The organism is Nonomuraea longispora (assembly GCF_004348345.1).
GTDB lineage: Bacteria > Actinomycetota > Actinomycetes > Streptosporangiales > Streptosporangiaceae > Nonomuraea > Nonomuraea longispora.
On sequence record NZ_SMJZ01000159.1, the window covers coordinates 1 to 21618 of the forward strand.

20 protein-coding genes are annotated in these 21618 nt (G+C 71.5%); 10 read left to right on the forward strand and 10 right to left on the reverse strand.

Annotated features, from left to right (window positions below):
- On the forward strand, positions 1 to 376 hold a 376-nt coding region (locus E1267_RS45405; protein WP_220449773.1), incomplete at its 5' end, for a hypothetical protein.
- Between the two features lie 12 nt (positions 377 to 388).
- On the opposite strand, the gene E1267_RS31880 is transcribed toward E1267_RS45405, so the two are convergent.
- Positions 389 to 799 carry a VOC family protein gene (locus E1267_RS31880; RefSeq protein ID WP_132337996.1) on the reverse strand — a complete coding sequence of 137 codons (411 nt, stop codon included), beginning with the start codon at positions 797 to 799 and terminating at the stop codon, positions 389 to 391.
- A gap of 421 nt (positions 800 to 1220) precedes the next feature.
- Between E1267_RS31880 and E1267_RS31885 the strand changes: the two genes are divergently transcribed.
- Entirely contained in the window at positions 1221 to 2447 is a 1227-nt protein-coding gene (locus tag E1267_RS31885; protein ID WP_220449774.1) for a serine hydrolase domain-containing protein, read from the forward strand.
- Positions 2448 to 2637: 190 nt separating this feature from the next.
- Here the strand turns inward: E1267_RS31885 and guaA are convergent, their stop codons facing one another.
- Positions 2638 to 4227: a glutamine-hydrolyzing GMP synthase gene (gene guaA, locus E1267_RS31890; RefSeq protein WP_425465106.1), complete on the reverse strand. Its 1590-nt coding sequence runs from the start codon at positions 4225 to 4227 to the stop codon at positions 2638 to 2640.
- A 54-nt stretch (positions 4228 to 4281) separates the two neighbouring features.
- On the opposite strand from guaA, the gene E1267_RS31895 reads away from it, so the two are divergent.
- Positions 4282 to 5220: a DUF2207 domain-containing protein gene (locus tag E1267_RS31895; RefSeq protein ID WP_132338000.1), complete on the forward strand. Its 939-nt coding sequence runs from the start codon at positions 4282 to 4284 to the stop codon at positions 5218 to 5220.
- Here the strand turns inward: E1267_RS31895 and E1267_RS31900 are convergent.
- Together E1267_RS31900 and E1267_RS31905 are read right to left on the reverse strand one after the other, a co-directional pair.
- A complete protein-coding gene (locus E1267_RS31900; RefSeq protein ID WP_165959911.1) occupies positions 5211 to 6032 on the reverse strand; it encodes an SDR family NAD(P)-dependent oxidoreductase in 822 nt (273 codons plus the stop codon). The two genes, E1267_RS31895 and E1267_RS31900, sit on opposite strands and share 10 nt — an antisense overlap.
- Positions 6033 to 6084: 52 nt before the next feature.
- Entirely contained in the window at positions 6085 to 7578 is a 1494-nt protein-coding gene (locus E1267_RS31905; protein ID WP_132338004.1) for a DUF885 family protein, read from the reverse strand.
- A gap of 78 nt (positions 7579 to 7656) precedes the next feature.
- On the opposite strand from E1267_RS31905, the gene E1267_RS31910 reads away from it, so the two are divergent.
- Complete coding sequence (locus E1267_RS31910) at positions 7657 to 8391, forward strand: N-acetyltransferase (protein WP_132338006.1); 735 nt, start codon at positions 7657 to 7659, stop codon at positions 8389 to 8391.
- Here E1267_RS31910 and E1267_RS46740 read toward each other — a convergent pair.
- The gene (locus E1267_RS46740; protein ID WP_246064384.1) at positions 8349 to 8567 is read right to left on the reverse strand and encodes an MBL fold metallo-hydrolase; all 219 of its coding nucleotides are present in this window, start codon (positions 8565 to 8567) and stop codon (positions 8349 to 8351) included. The genes E1267_RS31910 and E1267_RS46740 overlap by 43 nt on opposite strands.
- Positions 8568 to 8674: 107 nt before the next feature.
- The gene (locus E1267_RS31920; protein ID WP_132338008.1) at positions 8675 to 9259 is read right to left on the reverse strand and encodes a TetR/AcrR family transcriptional regulator; all 585 of its coding nucleotides are present in this window, start codon (positions 9257 to 9259) and stop codon (positions 8675 to 8677) included.
- Positions 9260 to 9371: 112 nt separating this feature from the next.
- Here E1267_RS31920 and E1267_RS31925 point away from each other — a divergent pair, with 112 nt between their 5' ends.
- Entirely contained in the window at positions 9372 to 11471 is a 2100-nt protein-coding gene (locus E1267_RS31925; protein WP_132338010.1) for a serine/threonine-protein kinase, read from the forward strand.
- Between the two features lie 32 nt (positions 11472 to 11503).
- Entirely contained in the window at positions 11504 to 13582 is a 2079-nt protein-coding gene (locus E1267_RS31930) for a beta-propeller domain-containing protein (RefSeq protein WP_165959912.1), read from the forward strand.
- 4 nt (positions 13583 to 13586) lie between these two features.
- Here the strand turns inward: E1267_RS31930 and E1267_RS31935 are convergent, their stop codons facing one another.
- Together E1267_RS31935 and E1267_RS31940 are read right to left on the reverse strand one after the other, a co-directional pair.
- Entirely contained in the window at positions 13587 to 15320 is a 1734-nt protein-coding gene (locus E1267_RS31935) for a glycerol-3-phosphate dehydrogenase/oxidase (protein ID WP_132338012.1), read from the reverse strand.
- Between the two features lie 76 nt (positions 15321 to 15396).
- Positions 15397 to 16167, reverse strand: coding sequence for a DeoR/GlpR family DNA-binding transcription regulator (locus E1267_RS31940; protein WP_132338014.1), 771 nt, complete (start codon positions 16165 to 16167; stop codon positions 15397 to 15399).
- A 129-nt stretch (positions 16168 to 16296) separates the two neighbouring features.
- Between E1267_RS31940 and E1267_RS31945 the strand changes: the two genes are divergently transcribed.
- From E1267_RS31945 to E1267_RS31960, 4 genes are read left to right on the forward strand one after another with little or no spacing between them, the layout of a single operon-like run.
- Complete coding sequence (locus E1267_RS31945; RefSeq protein WP_220449775.1) at positions 16297 to 17169, forward strand: SIS domain-containing protein; 873 nt, start codon at positions 16297 to 16299, stop codon at positions 17167 to 17169.
- Positions 17166 to 18299, forward strand: a complete 1134-nt coding sequence (gene nagA, locus E1267_RS31950) for an N-acetylglucosamine-6-phosphate deacetylase (RefSeq protein WP_132338016.1) — start codon at positions 17166 to 17168, stop codon at positions 18297 to 18299. Before E1267_RS31945 ends, nagA begins: the two co-directional genes overlap by 4 nt.
- Positions 18299 to 19207, forward strand: a complete 909-nt coding sequence (locus tag E1267_RS31955; protein ID WP_132338018.1) for a 1-phosphofructokinase family hexose kinase — start codon at positions 18299 to 18301, stop codon at positions 19205 to 19207. The genes nagA and E1267_RS31955 overlap by 1 nt, the downstream gene beginning before the upstream one ends.
- Positions 19208 to 19219: 12 nt before the next feature.
- Complete coding sequence (locus E1267_RS31960; RefSeq protein WP_132338020.1) at positions 19220 to 20044, forward strand: class II fructose-bisphosphate aldolase; 825 nt, start codon at positions 19220 to 19222, stop codon at positions 20042 to 20044.
- Between the two features lie 7 nt (positions 20045 to 20051).
- Here E1267_RS31960 and E1267_RS31965 read toward each other — a convergent pair whose 3' ends face one another.
- On the reverse strand, positions 20052 to 20837 hold the full coding sequence (locus tag E1267_RS31965) for a phosphotransferase family protein (protein WP_132338022.1): 786 nt from the start codon (positions 20835 to 20837) through the stop codon (positions 20052 to 20054).
- Positions 20838 to 20846: 9 nt separating this feature from the next.
- Positions 20847 to 21419, reverse strand: coding sequence for a TetR/AcrR family transcriptional regulator (locus E1267_RS31970; protein ID WP_132338024.1), 573 nt, complete (start codon positions 21417 to 21419; stop codon positions 20847 to 20849).
- Between the last annotated feature and the right edge of the window lie 199 nt (positions 21420 to 21618).

Genomic DNA, 21618 nt, shown 5'->3' on the forward strand with positions numbered 1-21618 from the left:
CGCCGGCACCCCGTCCTCCCCCGCGGCGACGCCGCCGTCAGCGCCCCCTTCGCCGACGCTGACCCCGTCGCCGACGGCGACGCCGCTCCCCAAAGCCAGGAACGGCACCAGGCTCCGGGCGTGCAGGGACGCGAAGTGCGAGGTGCTCGTCTCGGACGGGCAGACGATCGGGCTGGCCGACAGGTGGGGGCTGTTGCCGATCAACGTCACCGTCGAGGACGGCTCTGTCACCTTCGACGCGTTCACCTCATCAGGCATGCGGCTCACCATGTCGGAGCAGACGCCGGACCAAGGAGGTCCCAGCACCATCAACGAGGTCAGCTTCGAGGTGGTGGCCGTCAAAGGGAAGAGGGCCGTCATCAAGATCACGCACTAGGCGCCGTGACCGTCAGGATTCGGTGAGCCGCCCCGGCGGCGGCCGCAACACGCAGAACTCGTTGCCGTCGGGGTCGGTGAGCACATGCCAGGCCCAGCCTTCCTCCTTGATGGGCTCGTCGGTGACGCGACGCCCGCCCAGGGCCACCAGCCTGGCCACCTCGGTCTCCAGGTCGGGAACCCGCAGATCCAGGTGCATCCGGTTCTTGGCCGTCTTCGGCTCCGGAACCTGTTGCAGGAGCAGCTCCACGCCGTTACGCCCTGGGGGCAGGAGCCGCCGATAAGGTCCGGGCGAGGCCGGATCGGCGGTGTAACCCAGGGCTCCGCACCAGAACTCCGCTGCCCTGCCCAGGTCGGCGCAGTCGAGGACCACGACCAGGACGACATCGTCTCGCCCGCCGAAACGAGCCGGCCCACCAGTCATAGCGGCACATTACGTCAGTATCGACGCCGACATGACCGGACGACACGGAGCCGGGCTCACCATGCCGGACATCGAACCCGGAAGCGGTCGAGGAGGGCTACGGAGGCAGGCGGGCTCCCGCGTGGGGACACTGGACCTGCTCGACACCCGAGGATGGGGCGCCCTCACCCGCTCCTGGGCAGGAGCGGCCCTACGTACGGTACGGCGCGTCGCGTGCGGCCGTGGAGGCCGGTGGTGGTCGTCGCCATGAGCAGGGAGTTGTGGGGTACAGCAGGCTGTACCCCACGACTCCAGCGCGCGGGATCGTTCGCGGATCGGCCCGGACGGCATGCTGGTTGATGTCCGGAGCGGACACCACCCCCGAATGCAGGAGCGTTTTCCCATGTCGCGTCTCTCTTCCCCCTCAACGACCCCCCGGAGCATGCGCGGCCTGGCCGTGGCGGCGCTGACCGCGCTGACGGCGATGAGCGTGGCCGCCGCCCCCGCCGCCGCGGTGACCGGTCCCGAAGTGGGAGCGAACGCCCCGCGGCACAACCCGGCCGACGAGCTGCGGGCCGAGCTGGACGAGATGCGCCAAGAGGTGAAGGAAGCCAAGCGCAACCGCAGCAACGACGCCCTGCAGAAGCAGCTGAACGGCCTGGTCAAGAAGCACAAGTTCCCGGGGGCGCTGGCCGCCGTACGTGACAGCAAGGGCAGGACCAGCCACTACACCGCCGGCGTCGGCAACCTCAGGTCCAAGGCGAAGGTGCCGGTCGACGGGTACGTGCGCATCGCCAGCAACACCAAGACCTTCACCGCCGTGGCCGTGCTGCAGCTCGTGGGCGAGGGCAAGGTCAAGCTGGACGAGCCGATCGAGACGTACCTGCCGAAGCTGCTGCGCGGCAAGTCCGGCGACGGCCGCAAGATCACCGTACGGCACCTGCTGCAGCACACCAGCGGCCTGCCCAACTACACCCGCTGGATGCCCAACATCTTCGACGCCCGCGACGAGTACCGCTCTCCTCGGGAGCTGCTGAAGATCGCCTTCGCGCACAAGGCGTCGTTCGCGCCCGGCAAGAAGTGGGAGTACAGCAACACCGGCTACACCGTGCTCGGCCTGCTCATCGAGAAGGTCACGGGCAAGCCGGTGAGCAAGGCGATCACCGACCAGGTCATCAAGCGGGCCGGCCTGCGCCAGACGTACTGGCCGGGCAAGAAGGTCAAGACGATCCGCGACCCCCACCCGACGGGGTACGGCTCCAGGAAGCCCGGCGGCAAGCTGCTCGACATCACCAACCTGGACCCGTCGTGGGGCGGCGCGGCCGGTCAGCTCATCGCCACCCCCAGCGACCTGAACCGCTTCTGGGTCGCCCTGATGGACGGCAAGCTGCTCAAGCCGGCGCAGCTCAAGGCCATGAAGAAGACCGTGAAGGCACCCGGCATGCCGGGCGGCTGGAGGTACGGGCTCGGCCTGATGAAGATGCCGCTGAGCTGCGGCGGCGTGGCGTGGGGCCACGGCGGCGACATCGACGGCTACGAGACCCGCGGCGGCATCACCGACGACGGCAGGGCCGCCGCCATCGCGGTCACGGCGCTGCCCACGGCCGACGCGGCCGCGATGAGCGTCATCAAGGCCGCCGACACGGCCCTGTGCGCCAAGAAGCGGTGACCACACAGTCGGTCCGACCGAAGCCCCGGGGGCACACGCCCCGGGGCTCGGGCACGTTCACGGGCTCTTCGCGCCGTCCCGGCGGCCGGGCCGGAGCCCCGGAGGACGCCTTGAACGGCGGCCTGCCCTGCCCGCCTCCTCCGGGTGGCGGCGCGAGCGGGCCATCCGCGCCCTGAGCGGCGGGACCGGGTCACTCCCATTCGATGGTGCCGGGGGGCTTGCTGGTCACGTCGAGCACCACGCGGTTGACCTCGCGGACCTCGTTGGTGATCCGCGTCGAGATGCGGGACAGCACGTCGAACGGCACCTTCGCCCAGTCGGCCGTCATCGCGTCCTCCGACGTCACGGGACGCAGCACCACCGGATGCCCGTAGGTGCGCCCGTCGCCCTGCACCCCCACCGAGCGAACGTCGGCCAGCAGCACCACCGGGCACTGCCAGATCTGCCGGTCGAGGCCGGCCCTGGACAACTCCTCGCGGGCGATCGCGTCGGCCTCGCGCAGCAGTTCGAGGCGCTCGCGCGTCACCTCGCCGACGATGCGGATGCCCAGGCCGGGGCCGGGGAACGGCTGACGCCAGACCATGGCGGCGGGCAGCCCGAGCTCCTCGCCGGCGCGGCGGACCTCGTCCTTGAACAGCGCCCGCAGCGGCTCGACCAGCGTGAACCGCAGGTCGTCAGGCAGGCCGCCGACGTTGTGGTGGGACTTGATGTTGGCGGTGCCGGTGCCGCCGCCCGACTCGACCACGTCGGGGTAGAGCGTGCCCTGGACGAGGAACTCGACGGGCATGTCGGCCATGATGGCGCGCTGTTCGTCCTCGAAGACGCGGATGAACTCGCGGCCGATGATCTTGCGCTTCTCCTCGGGGTCGGTGACGCCCTCCAGCGCCTTGATGAAGCGGTCCGCGGCGTCGACCACGCGCAGCTTGACGCCCGTGACGGCCACGAAGTCGCGCTCGACCTGGTCGGCCTCGCCCTTGCGCAGCAGGCCGTGGTCGACGAAGACGCAGGTCAGCCGGTCGCCGATGGCGCGCTGCACGATGGCGGCGGCCACCGCGGAGTCGACGCCGCCCGACAGCGCGCAGATCGCGTGACCGTCGCCGACCTGGCGACGCACGGCTTCGACGGAGTCTTCGACGATGTTGAGCATGGTCCACGACGGGCGGCAGCCGGCCGCTTCGAGGAAGTGCCTGAGCACCGCCTGCCCGTGCTCGGAATGGAGCACCTCCGGATGGAACTGCACGCCGTAGAGGCCCCGCTCGGGGTGCTCGAAGGCGGCGACCGGCGTCTGGCCCGTCGAGGCGGTCACCGTGAACCCCTCGGGTGCGGCGGCCACGCTGTCGCCGTGGGACATCCAGACCGTCTGGGCGCTCGGCAGGCCGGCGAAGATGACGCCCTCCTGCAGCACGTCGAGCGCGGTGCCGCCGTATTCGGCGACGCCCGTGCGGGCCACCTCGCCGCCCAGCGCCCGCGCCATCGCCTGGAAGCCGTAGCAGATGCCGAACGTCGGCACGCCCGTCGCGAACAGCCCGTGCGGCACGGGCGGCGCGCCGTCGGCGTAGACCGAGGAGGGACCTCCGGACAGGATGATCGCCTTCGGATTTTTCGCCATCATCTCCTCGACGGGCATCGACGAGGGGACGATCTCGGAGTAGACGTGGCACTCGCGCACCCGCCTGGCGATGAGCTGCGCATACTGCGCGCCGAAGTCGACCACCAAGACCGTGTCGAATTCAGACACTGAAGACCCTCCAGAAGGCGGAACGCGGTGACCACAGTCTATCGGCCTTGTGCGTTACGCCTGGCCTGGCTCCGGCTCTCGTGCTAACACAGGAGAATGGATCTTGTCTGGCCGGCGACGACGTGGGCTCTGTGGGTCGCCACCCTGGCCGCCGCCTTCAAGGTGTCCGGTCGCGACAGGACCCCGGAGCGGGAGCCGCGCTGTCCGGCGCCCGCCCCCGTGGCGGAGCTCTTACGCGGCATGCGGGTGCAGGACGTGTTCCATTCGGCGCTGTTCGAGCTGGCCGGGCGCGGGTGGGCCGTCGTGGAGGGCGACCGGCTGTCGCTCACGCCGCGCCGGGAGGAGCCGCTGCTGCCGTACGAGCGGTGGGTGCTCGACCAGGCGAGCGCCAGGATGGGCGGGGCTCCGCGGGCCCCGGTGATCGCGCTCATGCCCGACGGTCAGGTACTCGACCGCGAGTTCCTTCCTCTGGTCCGGCAGCGCGCGATCGACCTCGGGCTGGCGCGGCGGCGCTGGTCGAGCATGCTCGTTCCTGTGCTGCTGGCCTGTGGGCTGGTGGTCCCGTGGTTCGCCACCGTGGCCGCGGCCGGCCTGTCGTGGCCGGGGATGATCGCGACGATGGCGTCGTTCGTGGCCGGGTCGGGGCTGCTCCTGGCGGGCCGCGGGTTCCTGCTGACCCCGGCTGGGCGCGAGGTCGCCGGGCCGGGGCAGGTGGAGGTGAACCCGCAGCAGGAGTGGATCTTCACGGGCAGCGGCTGGCACGGCGTGGAGATCGTGCCCGTGGCCACCGTCGCGCAGGGCGCCAAGCGGCAGGAGATCGGCGGCCACGTCGTCAAGCGCTGGGTCGAGGCCCACGCGGACAGCGAGAACTCCTACCACATCGCGGTGCACGACGGCAGCTCGGAGAAGGCCATCGCGTTCCGCGTCAAGCAGGGCCTCTACCAGGACGTGTTGCCGGGCGACTCCGTACGCCTGCTGGTCAGGCCGCGCAGCGGCGCGGTGGTGCGGTTGCTGGCCCACGAACGTCAGTGGTGAGGCGGCAACCGCCCGGTGAGCAGCGCCTCGGTCCGCCGGCGCAGCCGCGTGGCGTGCTCGGGGTCGGTCAGCAGCAGGAATCGCTCCTCACGGATGGCCTCCACCACCAGGCCGGCGACCTCGGACGGCTCCATGCCGCGCTCCGCCGCCCGGCTCACCGCCTCCTGCACGGCCACCTCGTCGGAGCTCGGCGTGGTGGCCAGGCCCGGAGGGCGTAGCCGCCGCGAGTCGGCGATGCGGGTCCTGACCGCGCCCGGGCAGAGCGCGGTCACGCGGAGCTTGGACCCCGCGGCGGCCAGGTCGTGGGCCAGCGCCTCGGAGGCGGCGAGCGCGGCGTGTTTGCTGACGGAGTAGCCGCCCGACCCCGGCGAGGTGAACAACCCCGCCGTGGACACCGTGTTGACGATGTGCCCCTCGGCGTCCTGCTCGATCATGCGCGGCACGAACTCGCGGATGCCGTGCAGCACGCCCCACAGGTTGACGCCCAGCAGCCAGGCGAGGTCCTCCTCGCCGCGGGTCCACAGGTGACCGCCCTGGAAGACGCCCGCGTTGTTGCACAACACGTGTACGGCCCGCAGCTCCCCGAAACACCGGTCGGCCAGATGGCGTACAGAGGACGCGTCGGACACGTCGGTGATCTGCGTGAGCACCCTGGCGTCGCCCGCCTGCGCGGCCGTCTCCGCGAGCGGGCCGTGGTCGACGTCGGCGAGCATCAGCGTCATGCCCTCGGCCGCGAACCTGAGGGCCAGCGCCCGCCCGATGCCGCTGCCCGCGCCCGTTATCACGGCGACCTTGCCGGAGAGCTCGCGCACGGACAGACCTCCTCAGCGACCGGCTCTGCAGGGTGCTCCGGATCACCAGACGCTACAGGATGCCCCCGATCAAGCCCAGAGGCGGCGAACCGAGATCGAGCAGCGCCTTGTGGAAGCGTTGCAGGGTGAAGCCGGCGCCCCACTGCCCGCGGGCCTGCTCGCGCAGATCGCGGATGAGCAGCTTGCCGTAGGTGTAGCGGCCGTACGTCGGGTCGAACGACGCCCGTTCGGCCTCCGCCGTCGCGGCCGGGCCGGCCAGGTGGGTGTCCGAGACGAACCGCCCGGCGGCCTCCTCGACCGTCATCCGGCCGGTGTGCACGCCGATCGCGCAGGCCAGCCGGGTGACGCGGATCAGCGCCTCCAGCCACACGCCGATCTCGAAGCGGGGGTCGCCGGCCTCGAAGCCCTCCTCGACGCAGAGCTCCTCCGCGTAGTGGGCCCAGCCCTCGATGAACGCCGTCGACTGCAGCAGTCTGCGTACCTCCGACGGCGCCCGCCGCAGCGCCCTCGCGTGCGAGAAGTGGCCGGGGGCGACCTCGTGCACGTTGATCGCGGGCAGCGTGGTGCGGCTGAAGACCTCCAGCCACTCCTCCTGGTCCCGCTGCGGCCAGCTCGGGTCGGGCGGGGTGACGTGGTACCAGGACGGGCCTTCGGGCTCGCCGGGCGCGTTCCACGACATCATGGCCATCGCCCAGCGGCGCGACTCGGGCGCCGGCCCGACCAGGCACTCGCCGTCGTGGTAGGGCACGAGGTTCTTCTCGCGGGTGAACGCGATGGCCTTCTCCGTGCCGATCCTGGCCGCCTCGATCACGCCGTCGGCATCGGGGTGGTCCTTGACCAGCTCGCGTACGACGTCGAGCGGCGGCCTGTCCCGCTCGCCCAGCTTGGCGCAGGACTCGGCGAGCAGCGCCATGAGCCGGTCGCGTTCGGCGTCGGCCCGCTCCGCCAGCCTCCCGAGGTCGACGGGCAGCCCGTCGGCCGTGCCCATCAGCCTGCTCAGGGCCTGGCCGCCGAGCGCCGCGTCGGGGTCGCCCTCGTCCGCCGCGCGCTGGAGGTGGGCGACGAGCCTGCCGTGCGCCCGCAGCGCGGTCTCGTCCGTGACGCCTACGGCCAGGCCTTCGGCGGTTTTCACCAGGGATTTCGCGACGGGGGCCGGGATCCGGTCGAGCGCCTCGATCGCGTTGTCCACGGCGTCCGGCCAGAGCGCGAGATGGGCCGCCCTGGCCGCGGCGCGCTCGGCCGCCGGGGCGTAGTCGCGGTCGTAGCAGGCGAGGTCGAGGTTGGACAGGTGGACCAGGGGGTTCCCGCGGTGCAGGGCCAACTCGCCGAACTCGGTGCGCAGCCCCTCCTCGAACACCTCCACATGCCGGGCGTCGTGCGGGTCGGCGGGCGCGGCTCCCTCGCCGAGCCGGTCCAGTCCCGCGCGTACGCCGTCGGGCGACAGGTCCTGGATCCGGCCGTCGTACTCGTGCCTGCCGCCGCTCTCGCGCGCCTGGGACACGATCAGGTCGGCGACGGCACGCAGTCTGGGGTCAAGATCGGTCATGCTGCCGACGCTAGCGCAGGCACTTGGCGGACCTTGATGGCGCGCGTCCCTAGAGACCGGAATGCGAGACTGTACCGCATGGCCCTCCAGATCACGACGCTCGCGGAGCGTCCGGAGTTCGCGTCGACGTTGTGGGACATGGACCACACGTGGCAGGAGTTCATGCTCAACGACCCGATCGCCGACCTGTTCTACCCGGTCGCCACCACGACCTACGCCGACTACGTGCTCGTCGCCGACGACGACGCCGAGCCCGGCCGGCTGGTGGCGCGGGCGTGCATGATCCCCTTCGTCGCCGGCGGGTCCGAGCTGCCCGACGACGGCTGGGACGGCGTGATCCGGTCGGGCCGGGAGCGCGGCGCCCGCCCCGACGCCGTCTCCGCCCTGGAGATCACCGTGCGGCGCGACCTGCAGGGCACGGGGCTGAGCTCGAAGATGCTGGCGGCGATGCGCCGCCACGCCGCCGGCCAGGGCTTCGCCGAGCTCGTCGCACCGGTCAGGCCCAACCTCAAGCACCGCGAGCCCCACACCCCCATGAGCGAGTACGCCTTCCGCACCCGCCCCGACGGCCTTCCCCATGACGCCTGGCTGCGGGTGCACGTACGGGCCGGCGGGAAGATCGTCAAGGTGGCGCCGCGGTCGATGGTGATCGCGGGCACGCTCGCCGAGTGGCGGAAGTGGACCGGCCTGCCGTTCGACCGTACGGGGGACGTCGAGGTGCCCGGGGCGCTCACTCCCGTGCACTGCGACGTCGAGCACGACCACGCCGTCTACGTGGAGCCGAACGTCTGGGTGAGCCATCCGCTGGCCTGATCCGGCTCAGGGCAGGCGCGTGCGCTCCCCCGGCGCGAGCGCTGCAGCAGGTCGCCGTGCCCCGCGAACAACACCGCGACGTCCACGGGGTCGGCGCGGCTGGCGATCTCGCGTACGACGTCGAGCGAGGCGTTGTCGCCGCTGACGTGGACGGTCAGGCCCTCTCCTTCGAGCACCAGCGGCGCGGAGGCCGGGAAGGCGCGGCCGGCGTGGTCCAGGTTGTCGGGTTGATCTCGATGACCGCCGTCGGCCCTCCGGCGTAACGAATCTCCATGGCCGTCACCTACCCGCGGGCCAGCCCGTTGATGATCCGCCACATCGACCGTTGGCAGAGCGCGCGGAAGTCGTCCTCGTCCATCCCCATCCTGCCGTTCAAATACTGCTGCACCAGGCCCTGCGCGCACGACGTGACGGCCAGCGTGACCTCCAGCACGTCGTCCTCGCGCAGCAGCCCCGTGCGCATGCCCTCCTCGACGAGCTCCGTGAGCACGGTGAAGGGCGGCCCCTGCCCGCCGCGGAAGTCCTCGGGGAAGCGGCGCGCACCCGTCCACGCGTCGAGGATCAGGAACTGGAACAGGTGCCGGTCGCCGAGCGCGAAGTCGAGGAAGTCGTCGAGCGCCGCCGAGATGCGTTCCCCGAGGTCCCCCGAGGAGGAGCGCCGCCGCCACTGCGCGGCCAGCTCGCTCGCGCTCCGGTTGGCGACGGCCCGCAGCAGCGCCTCCCGGTTGGGATAGTGCCGGTAGATGGCCATGGCGGTGATGCCCGCGGCGTCGCCGACGCGCCGCATGCTGACCGCGGCGGAGCCCTCTTCGACGAGGATGCGCCGCGCGACGGCCACGATGCGCTCGGCCGTACCCGGATCTGCCACGTTTACAGCGTATACCCAGCACGGGGACGCCACGTGCCGGGATGAAGAAGATTCGGTATCGCTACTGACAGGTAGTTTTTGTTGATGCGCGGCATGGGGACACAATCCTTCCATGGCATCCATCGCGCCGCTACGACCCGGAGACCCGCCACAGCTGGGCGGCCTGGAGCTGGCCGGCCGGCTGGGCGAGGGCGGCCAGGGCGTCGTCTATCTCGCCCACGACCCGTCGGGCGCCCGCGTGGCCGTCAAATGGATGCGTTCCGACCTGGCGGGCGACCAGGTGAGCGTCGAGCGGTTCCTGCGCGAGGTCGAGGTGGCCCAGCAGGTCGCGCCCTTCTGCACCGCCGCCGTGCTCGGCACCGGCGTCGAGCAGCACCGCCCCTACATCGTCAGCGAGTTCATCGAAGGGCCCTCACTCCACCAGGTCGTGACGGAGCAGGGGCCGCGCTCGGGGTCCGTCCTGCACCGGCTGGCCATCGGCACCGCCACCGCCCTGGCCGCCATCCACCAGGCCGGCATCGTCCACCGCGACTTCAAGCCGGCCAACGTGATCATCGGCGCCGACGGCCCCAGGGTGATCGACTTCGGCATCGCGCGGGCGCTCAACGCCACCTCGACGATCAGCGGCACGGTTGTGGGCACGCCCGCGTACATGGCGCCCGAGCAGATCATGGGCCACACCGTCGGGCCGGCCGCCGACCTGTTCTCATGGGCCAGCTCGATGGTCTTCGCCGCCTCGGCCCGGGCTCCGTTCGGCAGCGACACGATGCCCGCGGTGATCAACCGCGTGCTCAACCAGCACCCCGACCTCGGCATGCTCGACGACCAGCTGCGCGACGTGGTGACCGCGTGCCTGGCCAAGGACCCCGCGCAGCGGCCCACCGCCGAGCAGGTCATCATGCGGCTGCTGCAACGCCCCCCGCCCAACGCCGGCATCCTGGCCGAGGCCGCCGCCCAGGCCGCGCCGCAGGCGCCCTTCGGCGCGCACCCGGCACAACCGTCGGGGCCGCCCGGCCCGCACGCCTCCACGATCCCGCCGCCGTACCCGCCAGAGCCCTGGCCGCAGCACAGGCAGATCACCCACCACCAGTACGCCCCGGAACCGCGGCGCCGGAACAGGACCCCGCTGATCGTCGGCGTCACGGTGGGGCTCGCCCTGCTCATGCTCGCCGGCGTGGTCGTGACCATCCAGGTCAACCAGTCCTCCGTCGCCGAGCCGTCCCGCACCAGGACCTCCGAGCCGTCGCGGACCACCGCGACGCGCGGCCCCTCGCCGGGCACCACACGGGCCGGCGTGCCGCCCACCGGCACGCGGACCCGGCTGCCCGGCGGAGAGATCTACCTGTACGAGCACCCCGACGACGCCGTCTTCCTGACCTCCTACGAGATCGAGGACGAGAAGAAGGACGACTGGATCGACTACGCCAGGACCTCCCTGCACGGCTCGTTCACGAAGTACGCCGCCAACTGGGAGTCGATGGTCTCGCCCGACGGCCGCTACCTCGCCCACCGAGGCAGGAGCTACAGCTCCGACGACTACGACTTCATCGTCATCACCGACCAGGACTCCGGAAAGCGCACCACGATCAAGACCGTGAAGGACCCGCTGATCAGCACCATCAGGGCCTGGTCGAAAGACGGCGGCCGCATCCTGCTGAACATCGAGAAGAAGAGCGGCGACGACTGGCTCCACCTGGGCTACACCATCATCGACGTGGCCACGGAGAAGGCCACCACCATCGACGTGGCCGACACCTCGATCCGCGAGACCGCCTTCGGCTTCGACGGCGCGGACGAGGGCACCGTCAACGTCTATGGCGACGAGAAGAACCAGGGCCTGCGCTTCTTCGACGCCACCGGCAAGGCCACCCGCTCATTCCCCGGCATCGGCACGATGTCGGCGGGCACGCAGGACATCTTCTCGCCCTCGGGCGGCGCTTTCGTCACCAACTGCCCCAACGGCGGCGACGGCGACCACTGCATCTGGGACTCCGAGTCGGGCGAGCGGCTGCGCAAGTTCTCCTCCGACTGCGACAAGGTGCTCGGCTTCTACGACGAGAAGCACCTCTACTGCTGGGAGCAGGACAACGACGACAACGACCAGGTGCAGGTGATCGACTTCAGCGGGAAACTGCTGCGCAAGCTGCTGGAAGTGCCCGACGACCTCAACTTCAGCCCGGCGTTCACCATCAATCCGGACAGAGTTTCCTGAACCATCCCGCCCGCTGAGCCGTGATGGAGGGCATGAAGACGCTGATCCGTACGGCCGTGACCGCCACGGCCCTGGCGACCGTGGCAACCGCCTGCGCCTCCGCGCCGGAGGTGGCGCCGCCCGGCGGGACGAGCCTCGGCGCCGTCCGCCTGGTGGCCTACTCCGGATGCGACGATCTGCTGGCGGGGCTGCGCGAGAAGGCCGTCCGGAACGTCGGCCCGTACGGCTTCGGCAACGTCATGCCCATGACCGCCAGGGCGGAGGCCAAGGCCGACACGGCCGGCACCCCCGAACACTCCACGACCAACGTGCACGAGGCGGGGGTGGACGAGCCCGACCTGGTCAAGACCGACGGCGACCGGGTCGTCACGGTCACGGACGGCACGCTGCGGATCATCGACGCCGCCACGAGGAAGGTCACCGAGTCGCTCGACCTGACCGACGGCGACGAACCCGGGGTCCCCTCCGACCTGCTGATCTCCGGGGACCGGGCGCTGGTCATGCTGCGCGGCGGCGGCGCCACCTACCGCTCGTTCGGACCGCCGCGCGACACGCGGTACGTGCTGGTCGATCTGGCCGGCGAGCCCAGGGTACTGAGCACGATCGAGCCGCAGGGCACGTACGTCGACGCGAGGATGGTCGGCTCGACGGTCAGGCTCGTCACCCGCAGCCAGCCGGACATCACGTTCCCTCAGGTCAGATCGGTCATCCCGGACGCCGAGCGGGTCAAGCGCAACCAGGAGGTCGTACGCAAGGCGCCGGCCGAGGCCTGGCTGCCCCAGGTCAAGATCACCGACGCGTCGGGGTCGGTCGGGAAGAGTTCGGTCGCGTGCGACCGGGTCAGCCACCCCGCCGACTACACCGGCACCTCGATGCTGACCGTGCACACCATCGACCTGGCCCAGGGCGTCACCGCCGCGGGCACCGACCCGATCGCCCTGGCGGCCGACGGCGACATCGTGTACGGCACGGGCGGCAGCCTCTACGTGGCCAGCAACCCGCGCTGGTGGGGCATGCCGTTCCGCCCGCTGCCGGACGCCCCCACCACCAGACCGGGTGCCCCCACCGGCTCGCCGGGCGACACCACCCCACCCGACACTCCCACCAGCGCCCCCGCTTCACCCGGCCGTAGCACCGGGTCGGGCGTGGCGCCGGCCGAGGAGCCCACGCCCAGCGAACCCACCGTGACGGGAGACACGTCCGAAGTTCCGCCGACCAGGATGACGGTCACGGCGACGTCGCGTCCCGTGCCCCGGCCGACGCCCACGCTCCCACCCGAGGAGACGCAGATCCACCGGTTCGACGTCTCCAAGCCGGGTCCGCCCGCCTACGTGGCGTCGGGGAAGGTGGCGGGCCGCCTGCTGAACCAGTACTCGTTGTCGGAGCACGAAGGCCACCTCCGCGTCGCCACCACGCTCGGCTCCGGGGACGGCCGGACCAGTTCCAGCACCGTGTACGTGCTCGACGCCGCCACGATGGACAAGAAGGGCGAGGTCGGCGGGCTCGGCAAGGGCGAGCGCATCTACTCGGTCCGCTTCATCGGCGCGATCGGCTACGCCGTCACGTTCAAGCAGGTCGACCCGCTCTACACCCTCGACCTGCGCGACCCGGCGGCGCCGAAGGTGACCGGCGAGCTGAAGATCACCGGCTACTCCGCCTACCTGCATCCGGCGGGTGACGGCCGGCTGATCGGCATCGGCCAGGAGGCGGACAAGGAGGGCAGGACGCAGGGCACGCAGGTGTCGTTGTTCGACGTGAGCGATCCCGCCGCCCCGCGCAGGCTGTCGCAGCTGTTCCAGAAGGACTCCGGCTCCGAGGCCGAGTGGGACCCGCACGCCTTCCTCTACTGGCCCGGAACCGGCCTCGCGGTGATCCCGCTGAGGAGCGGCGACGAGTCGGGCGCGCTCGCGCTGAAGATCGACGACTCGGGCGTGTCGAAGCTCGGCACGATCAAGCATCCGGCGCAGCGTGAGGGCGGCGAGCGCGGGTTCCGGCCCGGCATCCAGCGCTCGGTCGTCATCGGCGACTCGCTATGGACGGTCTCGACGCAGGGCGTGCAGGTCAACGACGCCGCCACGCTCGACGAGCAGGCGTGGATCCCGGCGGAGTGATCGCTCAGACCTCCGGCGCGACCACGGGGACGATCTCCGGCGCGCCGAGCCTGATCGCGTCGGCCTCCTGGTCGGAGTCCTGCTCCTGGGAGCGGCGCTCGGCCTCCACGCGCTTGGTGAAATATCCCACCTCCCGCTTGACCTGCTCGTTGTCCCAGCCGAGCGGCGCGGCGAGCAGTTCGGCCGACTCCTGCGCCACGGCCACGCCGCGGTGGAAGGTCTCGATGGAGATGCGCGTACGCCGGGTCAGCACGTCATTGAGATGCCGGGCGCCCTCGTGCGTGGCGGCGTAGACGATCTCGGCGCGCAGGTAGTCGTCGGCCCCGCTCAGCGGCCTGCCCAGCGACGGGTCATGCTCGATCAGCTCAAGCACCTCGTCGATCAGCGAGCCGTAGCGCTGCAGCAGGTGCTCGATCCTGGCCACGTGCAGCCCGGAGGTCTGGGCGATGCGGTGGCGGGAGTTCCACAGCGCCTGGTGGCCCTCCGCGCCGGCCAGCGGGATGCGGTCGGTGCACGAACGGGGCACTCGCTGGTCGAGGCCGTGCGCCACGGCGTCGACCGCGTCCCGGGCCATGACGCGGTAGGTCGTGTACTTGCCGCCGGCGATCATCACCAGGCCGGGCACCGGATGCGCGACCACGTGCTCCCTGGACAGCTTGGACGTCTCGTCCGACTCGCCCGACAGCAGCGGGCGCAGCCCCGCGTAGACGCCTTCGACGTCGTCGCGGCTCAGGGGCACGGACAACACGGCGTTGACGTGGTCGAGCAGATAGTCGATGTCGGCCATCGAGGCGGCCGGGTGAGCCTTGTGGAGGGTCCACTCCGTGTCGGTGGTGCCGATGATCCAGTGCCGTCCCCAGGGGATCACGAAGAGCACGGACTTCTCCGTACGCAGGATGATCCCGGTCAGCGACTGGATGCGGTCGCGCGGGACCACGAGGTGGATGCCCTTGGAGGCGCGTACGTGGATCTGGCCCCGGCCGCCGACCAGTTCCTGGATGTCGTCGGTCCAGACCCCGGTGGCGTTGACGACCTGCTGGGCGCGGACCTCGAACTCCTCGCCGCTCTCCAGGTCGCGCACGCGTACGCCGGTGACCCGCTCCCCCTCCCGCAGGAACCCCACCACCTGCGCCCGGGGGGCGATGTGGGCGCCGTAGGTGGCCGCGGTGCGCAGCATGGTCATCACGTAGCGGGCGTCGTCGACCTGCGCGTCCCAGTACTGGATGGCGCCCGTGAACGCGCTCTTCTTCAGCGCGGGCGCCAGCCGCAGCGCCCGCGACCTGGACAGGTGCCGGTGGCCGGGCACGCCGCGGGCGACCCCTGAGGCGAGCCCGAGCGTGTCGTAGAGCGCCACCCCGGCGCCGACGTAGACCCTTTCCCAGCCGTAGTGCGTCAGCGGGAAGAGGAACGGCACCGGCTTGACGAGGTGCGGCGCGATGCGCTGCAGCAGCAACGCCCGCTCCTGGAGGGCCTCGCGCACCAGCTCGAAGTTGAGCTGCTCCAGGTAGCGCAGACCGCCGTGGATGAGCTTGGAGGAACGCGACGAGGTGCCCGAGGCGAAGTCGCGGGCCTCGACCAGCCCGACGTCGAGCCCGCGGGTGGCGGCGTCGAGAGCCACCCCCGCTCCCACGACTCCCCCGCCTACCACGACCACGTCGAGCTCGCGCCCGGCCATGCGTTCCAGCGCCTCGGCGCGCTCCGCGGGCCCGAGACGGGCCACGCTCCTTCCCGACGCCATGTTTCCCCCTGGGATGGCTTGTCGCCTGTGTCGCATTCCTACCCGCCCCGGCATCATCCTGTAACGCCTGGGCGGGTCAGGCGCGTACGACCTTTACCCCCGCGTCCGTCAGCTCGCCCGCCAGATCGTCGGAGAGCTGGGCGTCGGTGACGAGCGTGTCGATCTGCCCGATCGGGCAGATGCGGGAGAACGCCCGCTTGCCCACCTTGGACGAGTCGGCCACCACGACGACCTGCGCGGCGCGGCTGATCAGCAGGTTGTTGACGCTGGCCTCGCCCTCGTGGTGCGCCGACGCGCCCAGCTCGATGTCGAGCGCGTCGACCCCGAGGAACGCCACGTCCAGCGTCACCTGCTCCAGCACCCCGGTCGCAAGCGGCCCTATGAGCTCGTACGACTGCTGCCTGGCCACCCCGCCGGTCACCACGATCTTGACGTGCTGGCGGACGGTGAGCTCGGCGGCGATGTTGAGCGCGTTGGTGACGATGGTGAAGCCGTTCTCCAGCGCGGGCGCCGTGGCGAGCGTGCGGGCCAGCTCGGAGGTGGTGGTGCCGCCGTTGAGCCCCACCACGCCTCCCGGCGTCACGAACTCCGCCGCGGCGGCCGCGATGCGCTGTTTCTCGCCGGCGTGCCTGGCCGTCTTGTAGCGCAGCGGCAGGTCGTAGCTGACGCTCTGGGCCACCGCGCCGCCCCGCGTGCGCATGAGCATCTGCTGCTGGGCGAGCTGGTCGAAGTCCCGCCGGATCGTCGCGGTGGAGACGTCGAGCGCCTGGGACGCCTCCTCCACCGACAGCCTGCCCTCCTGGGAGAGCAGCTCGAGGATGGCGTTCCAGCGGTCGTAGCGGGACACGAGGCCTCCCTGGAGGACGAGGTCAGCAGCAAGCGTGGCACAACCTGGAGGGCCGCAGCCACTCATGTCCATTTATGCACTTATCTGGTATAAAAAATGCAGAAACAATCAACCATGGGGAGGCACGTGGTGACCAGCCACACCGAGGCCGAGATCGCGTCCCAGCCGTCCTGCTGGCGCCGCGCCGTCGCCGACGTTCCCGCCGACGCGCTGCCGCGCCACGGAGAGCGGGTGGCCGTCGTCGGCTGCGGCACGTCATGGTTCATCGCGATGGCGTACGCGACACTGCGGGAGCGGGCCGGGCACGGGGAGACCGACGCCTTCGCCGCCTCCGAGACGCCCTCAGGACGTTCGTACGACCGCGTGCTCGCGCTGACCCGCTCGGGCACCACCACCGAGGTCCTGGAGCTGCTCGCCAGGACCACCACGAAGATCTCGGCCATCACCGCCGACCCGGAGACGCCGATCATGCGGGCCGCCGACGAGGTCGTGGTGCTCGACTACGCCGACGAGCGGTCGGTCGTGCAGACCAGGTTCGCCACCACGCAGCTGGCCCTGCTGCGCGCCGGCCTCGGCGAGGACCTCACCCAGGCCATCGAGGACGCCGAGCGGGCCGTCGCCGCGCCGCTGCCCGACGAACTGGTCAAAGCCGAGCAGTTCAGCTTCCTCGGCGCCGGATGGACGGTCGGGCTGGCGCAGGAGGCCGCGCTGAAGATGCGCGAGGCGTCCCGCTCGTGGACGGAGGCGTACCCGGCGATGGAATACCGGCACGGCCCGATCAGCATCGCCGGCCCCGGACGCGTCACCTGGATGCTCGGCGCCCCGCCCGACGGCCTGCGCGGGCAGGTCGAGCAGGCCGGCGGCATGTTCTTCGAGAGCGGGCTCGACCCCATGGCCGAGCTGATCCGCGCCCAGCGGGTGGCCGTCGCACGCGCGTTCGCCCAGCAGCTGAACCCCGACGAGCCCATGCACCTCACGCGATCTGTGATTCTTTCTCCATGAGCCTTACTCTTGCCGACGCCAGGATCGTGACACCCGGGGGAATCCACGAAGGGTGGCTGACCATAGAAGACGGCCGCATCACGCATGTCGGCCACGGATCGGCCCCCGGTCCCGGCCTGAGCGTGGGCGGGCGGCACGTCGTGCCCGGCTTCGTCGACATCCACAACCACGGCGGCGCGGGCGGCTCCTTCCCGACCGGCGAGCCCGACCAGGCCCGTGAGGCCGTGGCGCTGCACCGGCGCCACGGCACCACCACGACCATGGCAAGCCTCGTCACCGACTCCCCCGACCGGCTCGTCCGGGCGGCGTCGGCGCTGGCCGAGCTCTGCGAGGAAGGGCTGCTGGCCGGCATCCACTTCGAGGGCCCCTACATCTCACGGGCCCGCTGCGGCGCGCACGACCCCACGCTGCTGCGCGAGCCCTCGCCGCAGGAGTTCGCCGAGCTGGTCAAGGCCGGGCGCGGCCACGTACGCATGGTCACCATCGCGCCCGAGCTTCCCGGCGCGCTCGACACGATCCGGCTGGCCGTCTCCGAGGGCGTGCTCGCCGCCGTGGGCCACAGCGACGCCGGCTACGAGCAGACGATCGCCGGCATCGAGACGGGCGCGAGCGTGGCCACCCACCTCTACAACGCGATGCCGCCGCTCGGCCACCGCGCCCCCGGGCCTGTCGCCGCGCTGCTCGACGACGAACGGGTGACCATCGAGCTGATCAACGACGGGGTTCACGTGCATCCGGCCATGCTGCGGCTGGCCTACGAAGTGGCGGGCCCCGGCCGCACCGCGCTGATCACCGACGCCATGTCGGCCACCGGTCTCGGCGACGGCGACTACGTGCTCGGCTCGATGGGCGTGCGCGTGGACGGCGGCGTCGCCCGGCTCGTCGAGGGCGGCTCGATCGCGGGCTCCACACTGACCATGGACGTCGCGTTCCGGCGCAGCGTGCGGGAGGTGGGCATGTCGCTGCCCGACGCCGTGCAGGTGGCCTCGCTGACGCCCGCGCGGGTGCTCGGCCTGGCCGACCGGATCGGCTCGATCGCCGTCGGCAAGGCCGCCGACCTGGTGGTGCTGTCCGACGAACTGGAGGTGACCGGGGTGATGAAGGACGGCGTCTGGGTCACGGAGCCCTGATGATCCTCACCGTGACGCTCAACCTCGCCCTCGACGTGACGTACGCCTTGCCCTCGGTCGACTGGGACGGCGTCAACCGGGTCACCGCCGTGCACAGGAGGGCCGGCGGCAAGGGCGTCAACGTGGCCAGGGTGCTGGCGGCGCTCGGCCACGAGGTGCTGGTCACCGGCCTGGCGGGCGGGCCGACGGGGCAGGCGGTCGAAGGCGATCTGCGGGCGGCCGGGCTGCCGGGCGCCCTGACGCCCATCGCCGCCGACTCCCGCACCACCCTGGCCGTCACGGACGGCGGCGCCGGGCGTACGGCGCTGTTCAACGAGCCCGGTCCCGAGGTGGCCCCCGGCGAGCTGGCGAGCTTCGTACGGCACTACGAGCAGCTCGTGGCCGCCGCCGACGCGGTCGTCCTGTCGGGGAGCCTGCCGCGCGGCGTGCCCCTCGACACCTACGCCGCCCTCGCCTCGATCGCGGCGGACCAGGGCGTGCCCGCGATCGTGGACGCCGACGGCGAACCGCTGCGCCACGCGCCGGCGGGCCGCCCTTCCGTGGTCAAGCCCAACGCGGAAGAGCTGGCCAGGGCGGTGCCCGGCGGCGCCCCCGCCGAGGGCGCCCGGGCGCTGCGCGAGCGGGGAGCCGGGGCCGTGGTGGTGTCCATGGGGGCCGAAGGGCTGCTGGCGGTCACAGGTGAGGGAACGTTCAGGGCGCGCATGCCGTACACCGTGGGGGGAAACCCGACGGGCGCGGGTGACGCGCTGGTCGCCGGGCTGGCGCTGGGGCTGGTCGAGCGGGCACCGTGGCATGACAGGCTGAGGCGGGCCGCGGCGCTGGGCGCGGCGGCCGTGGCCGCGCCCGTGGCCGGTGATATCGACCCCGACGTGTACGCCGACATCCACCCCGGGATCATCATTACGTAAGGAGCCACTGCCATGTCCCTCGCCGCCATCGGCGACATCGTCAGCCAGTCGCCCGCAGGGGTGGGCGCGTTCAACGTGATCCAGCTCGAACACGCCACCGCCATCGTGGCCGGCGCGCAGGCGCTGGGGTTGCCGGTCGTGCTGCAGATCAGCGAGAACTGCGTGCGCTACCACGGCGCGCTGGAGCCTGTCGCGCTGGCCGCGCTCGCGATCGCCCGCCGCGCGGACGTGCCGGTCGCGGTCCACCTCGACCACGCCACCGACAGGGCGCTCGTGGAGGAGGCGGTGGAGCTGGGGCTGGGCTCGGTGATGTACGACGCCTCGGCCCTGCCCGACGAGGAGAACGTCACCGCCACGGCCGAGGTGGCCGCCTGGTGCCATGCGCGCGGCGTGTGGGTGGAGGCCGAGCTGGGCGAGGTCGGGGGCAAGGACGGCGTGCACGCGCCGGGCGCCCGCACCAAACCCCACGAAGCCGTCGACTACGTGGCGCGGACGGGCGTCGACGCGCTGGCGGTCGCGGTGGGCACCTCGCACGCCATGACGTCCAAGGACGCGGTGCTCGATCTGGAGCTCATCGCCGAGCTGCGGGCCGCGGTGCCGGTGCCGCTGGTGCTGCACGGCTCGTCGGGGGTGCCCGACGACGTGCTGCGCGAGGCCGTCGGGAACGGGATGAAGAAGATCAACATCGCGACCCACCTGAACAAGGCGTTCACCGGCGCCATCCGCGACTATCTGGCCCACGACGAGCGGGTGGTCGACTCCAGGAAATATCTCAAGGCCGGGCGCGACGCGGTGTCCAGGGAGGTCACGCACCTGCTGGGCGTGCTCACGGGCTGAGTCGCGTTCACGCTGCCAGCCGCGCCAGCACCCGCTCGGCCTGCCGTTCGAAGGTGCCTGGCGGGTTGCGCGGCGCGTCGGCGGAATCGTGGGACAGCAGGAACAACCACATGAGGGCGTGCAGCCTGCGGTGCTCGAGCGTCCGCCGCTCCTCCCGGGGGCTCAGGCCGAACGCGGGCACGATCTCCACCTCGCCGTCCACCCACATCGACACGTGCTCGGCGATCTCGGCCACCTCGTACGCCACGTCGCTGCGCCCGCAGTCCTCGAAGTCGACCAGGCGGACGCGGGAGCCGTCCCACAGGAAGTTGGCCAGGTTGCCGTCCCCCGCGCCGAACGCGGGCGTGGTGCCCGGCTCGCCCGGCGACCGGCTCTCCAGCCACCGCAGCCCTTCTTCGACGGCCCGGCCGTCCAGCGGCCCCCTGGGCTCCCATGCCGTGGCGCGACTCCTGACCCAGTCGGTGACCACCGGGTCCGCCCATGGGCGCTCGGGCACGTCCCGCAGGACGGCGTACGGGAGGGCGGTGTGCAGCCGGGCGCGTGCCTCGGCCATGGCGGCGACGTGCTCGGCCCGCACCTCCATCCCGCGCATCGGCAGCCCGTCGATCCACGTCATCGTGACCGAACGGCCGTCGAAGGCCACGGGCTCGGGGGCCAGCGCAGGGGCGTGCTCCGCCAGGAGGGTCAGCGCCCGCCATTCACGCTCCGCCGCGCCCGGCTTGCCGTCCACGTACCGCTTGGTGATGAGATCGCCGTCGCGGACGAGCTCGTGGGTGTGCCGGTGATCAGTCATCTCCGCATGCTATGGGAGCAGCCGTTCGACGGCGGCGCTCACGAGCACGTGCGCCTCTTCCTCGCCGAACACGTCCGGCAGCGTGAGCCGCTCGACGATCAGCCAGTTGAGCGCCAGGTAGAGCAGGACCACGGTGGTGTCATCGCCGGGCAGGCCGGTCTGGCGGTGGCGGCGTACGTTCGCCTCGACGTCGGCGCGGATGCGTTCGGTCAGCACCTCGCGCAGGCGGGGCCGCCTGGTCGCCTCCAGTCGCAGCTCCAGCAGCGCCAGGTAGCCTGACCGGAAGGCCGAGATCCGGTCGACGATCTCGTGCATGAGGCCGGTCACCCGGTCGCGGTCGCGCGGCCCGGCGAGGCTCGCGGCGATGGTGGCGGCGTCGGGCTGCAGCCGCTCGTAGATCCGGCCGCCCGCCTGGGTCAGCAGGTCGTCGCGGCTGGCGAAATAGTTGGACGCGGTGCCGGTCGGCACCTCGGCTCGGGCGTCCACCGCCCTGAACGTCAGCCCGCGGGCGCCTTCCTCGGCCAGCACCTCGATCGCCGCGTCGACCAGTGCCGCCCGCCGGGCGACGTTCTGTCTGACCACCTTGACACCACTCCATTTGTAGTACTACGGTGAAAGCACTTCGGGCATAGTACTTTAGAAGGAGTAGTTTTGCGCAAGCTCACGTATTACGTCGCCACCTCCATCGACGGCTACATCGCGGGCCCGAACGGCGAAATGGACTTCTACCCGGTGGCCGACGACCTGGCGGCGTGGATCAACGCCCGCCTCCCCGAGACGG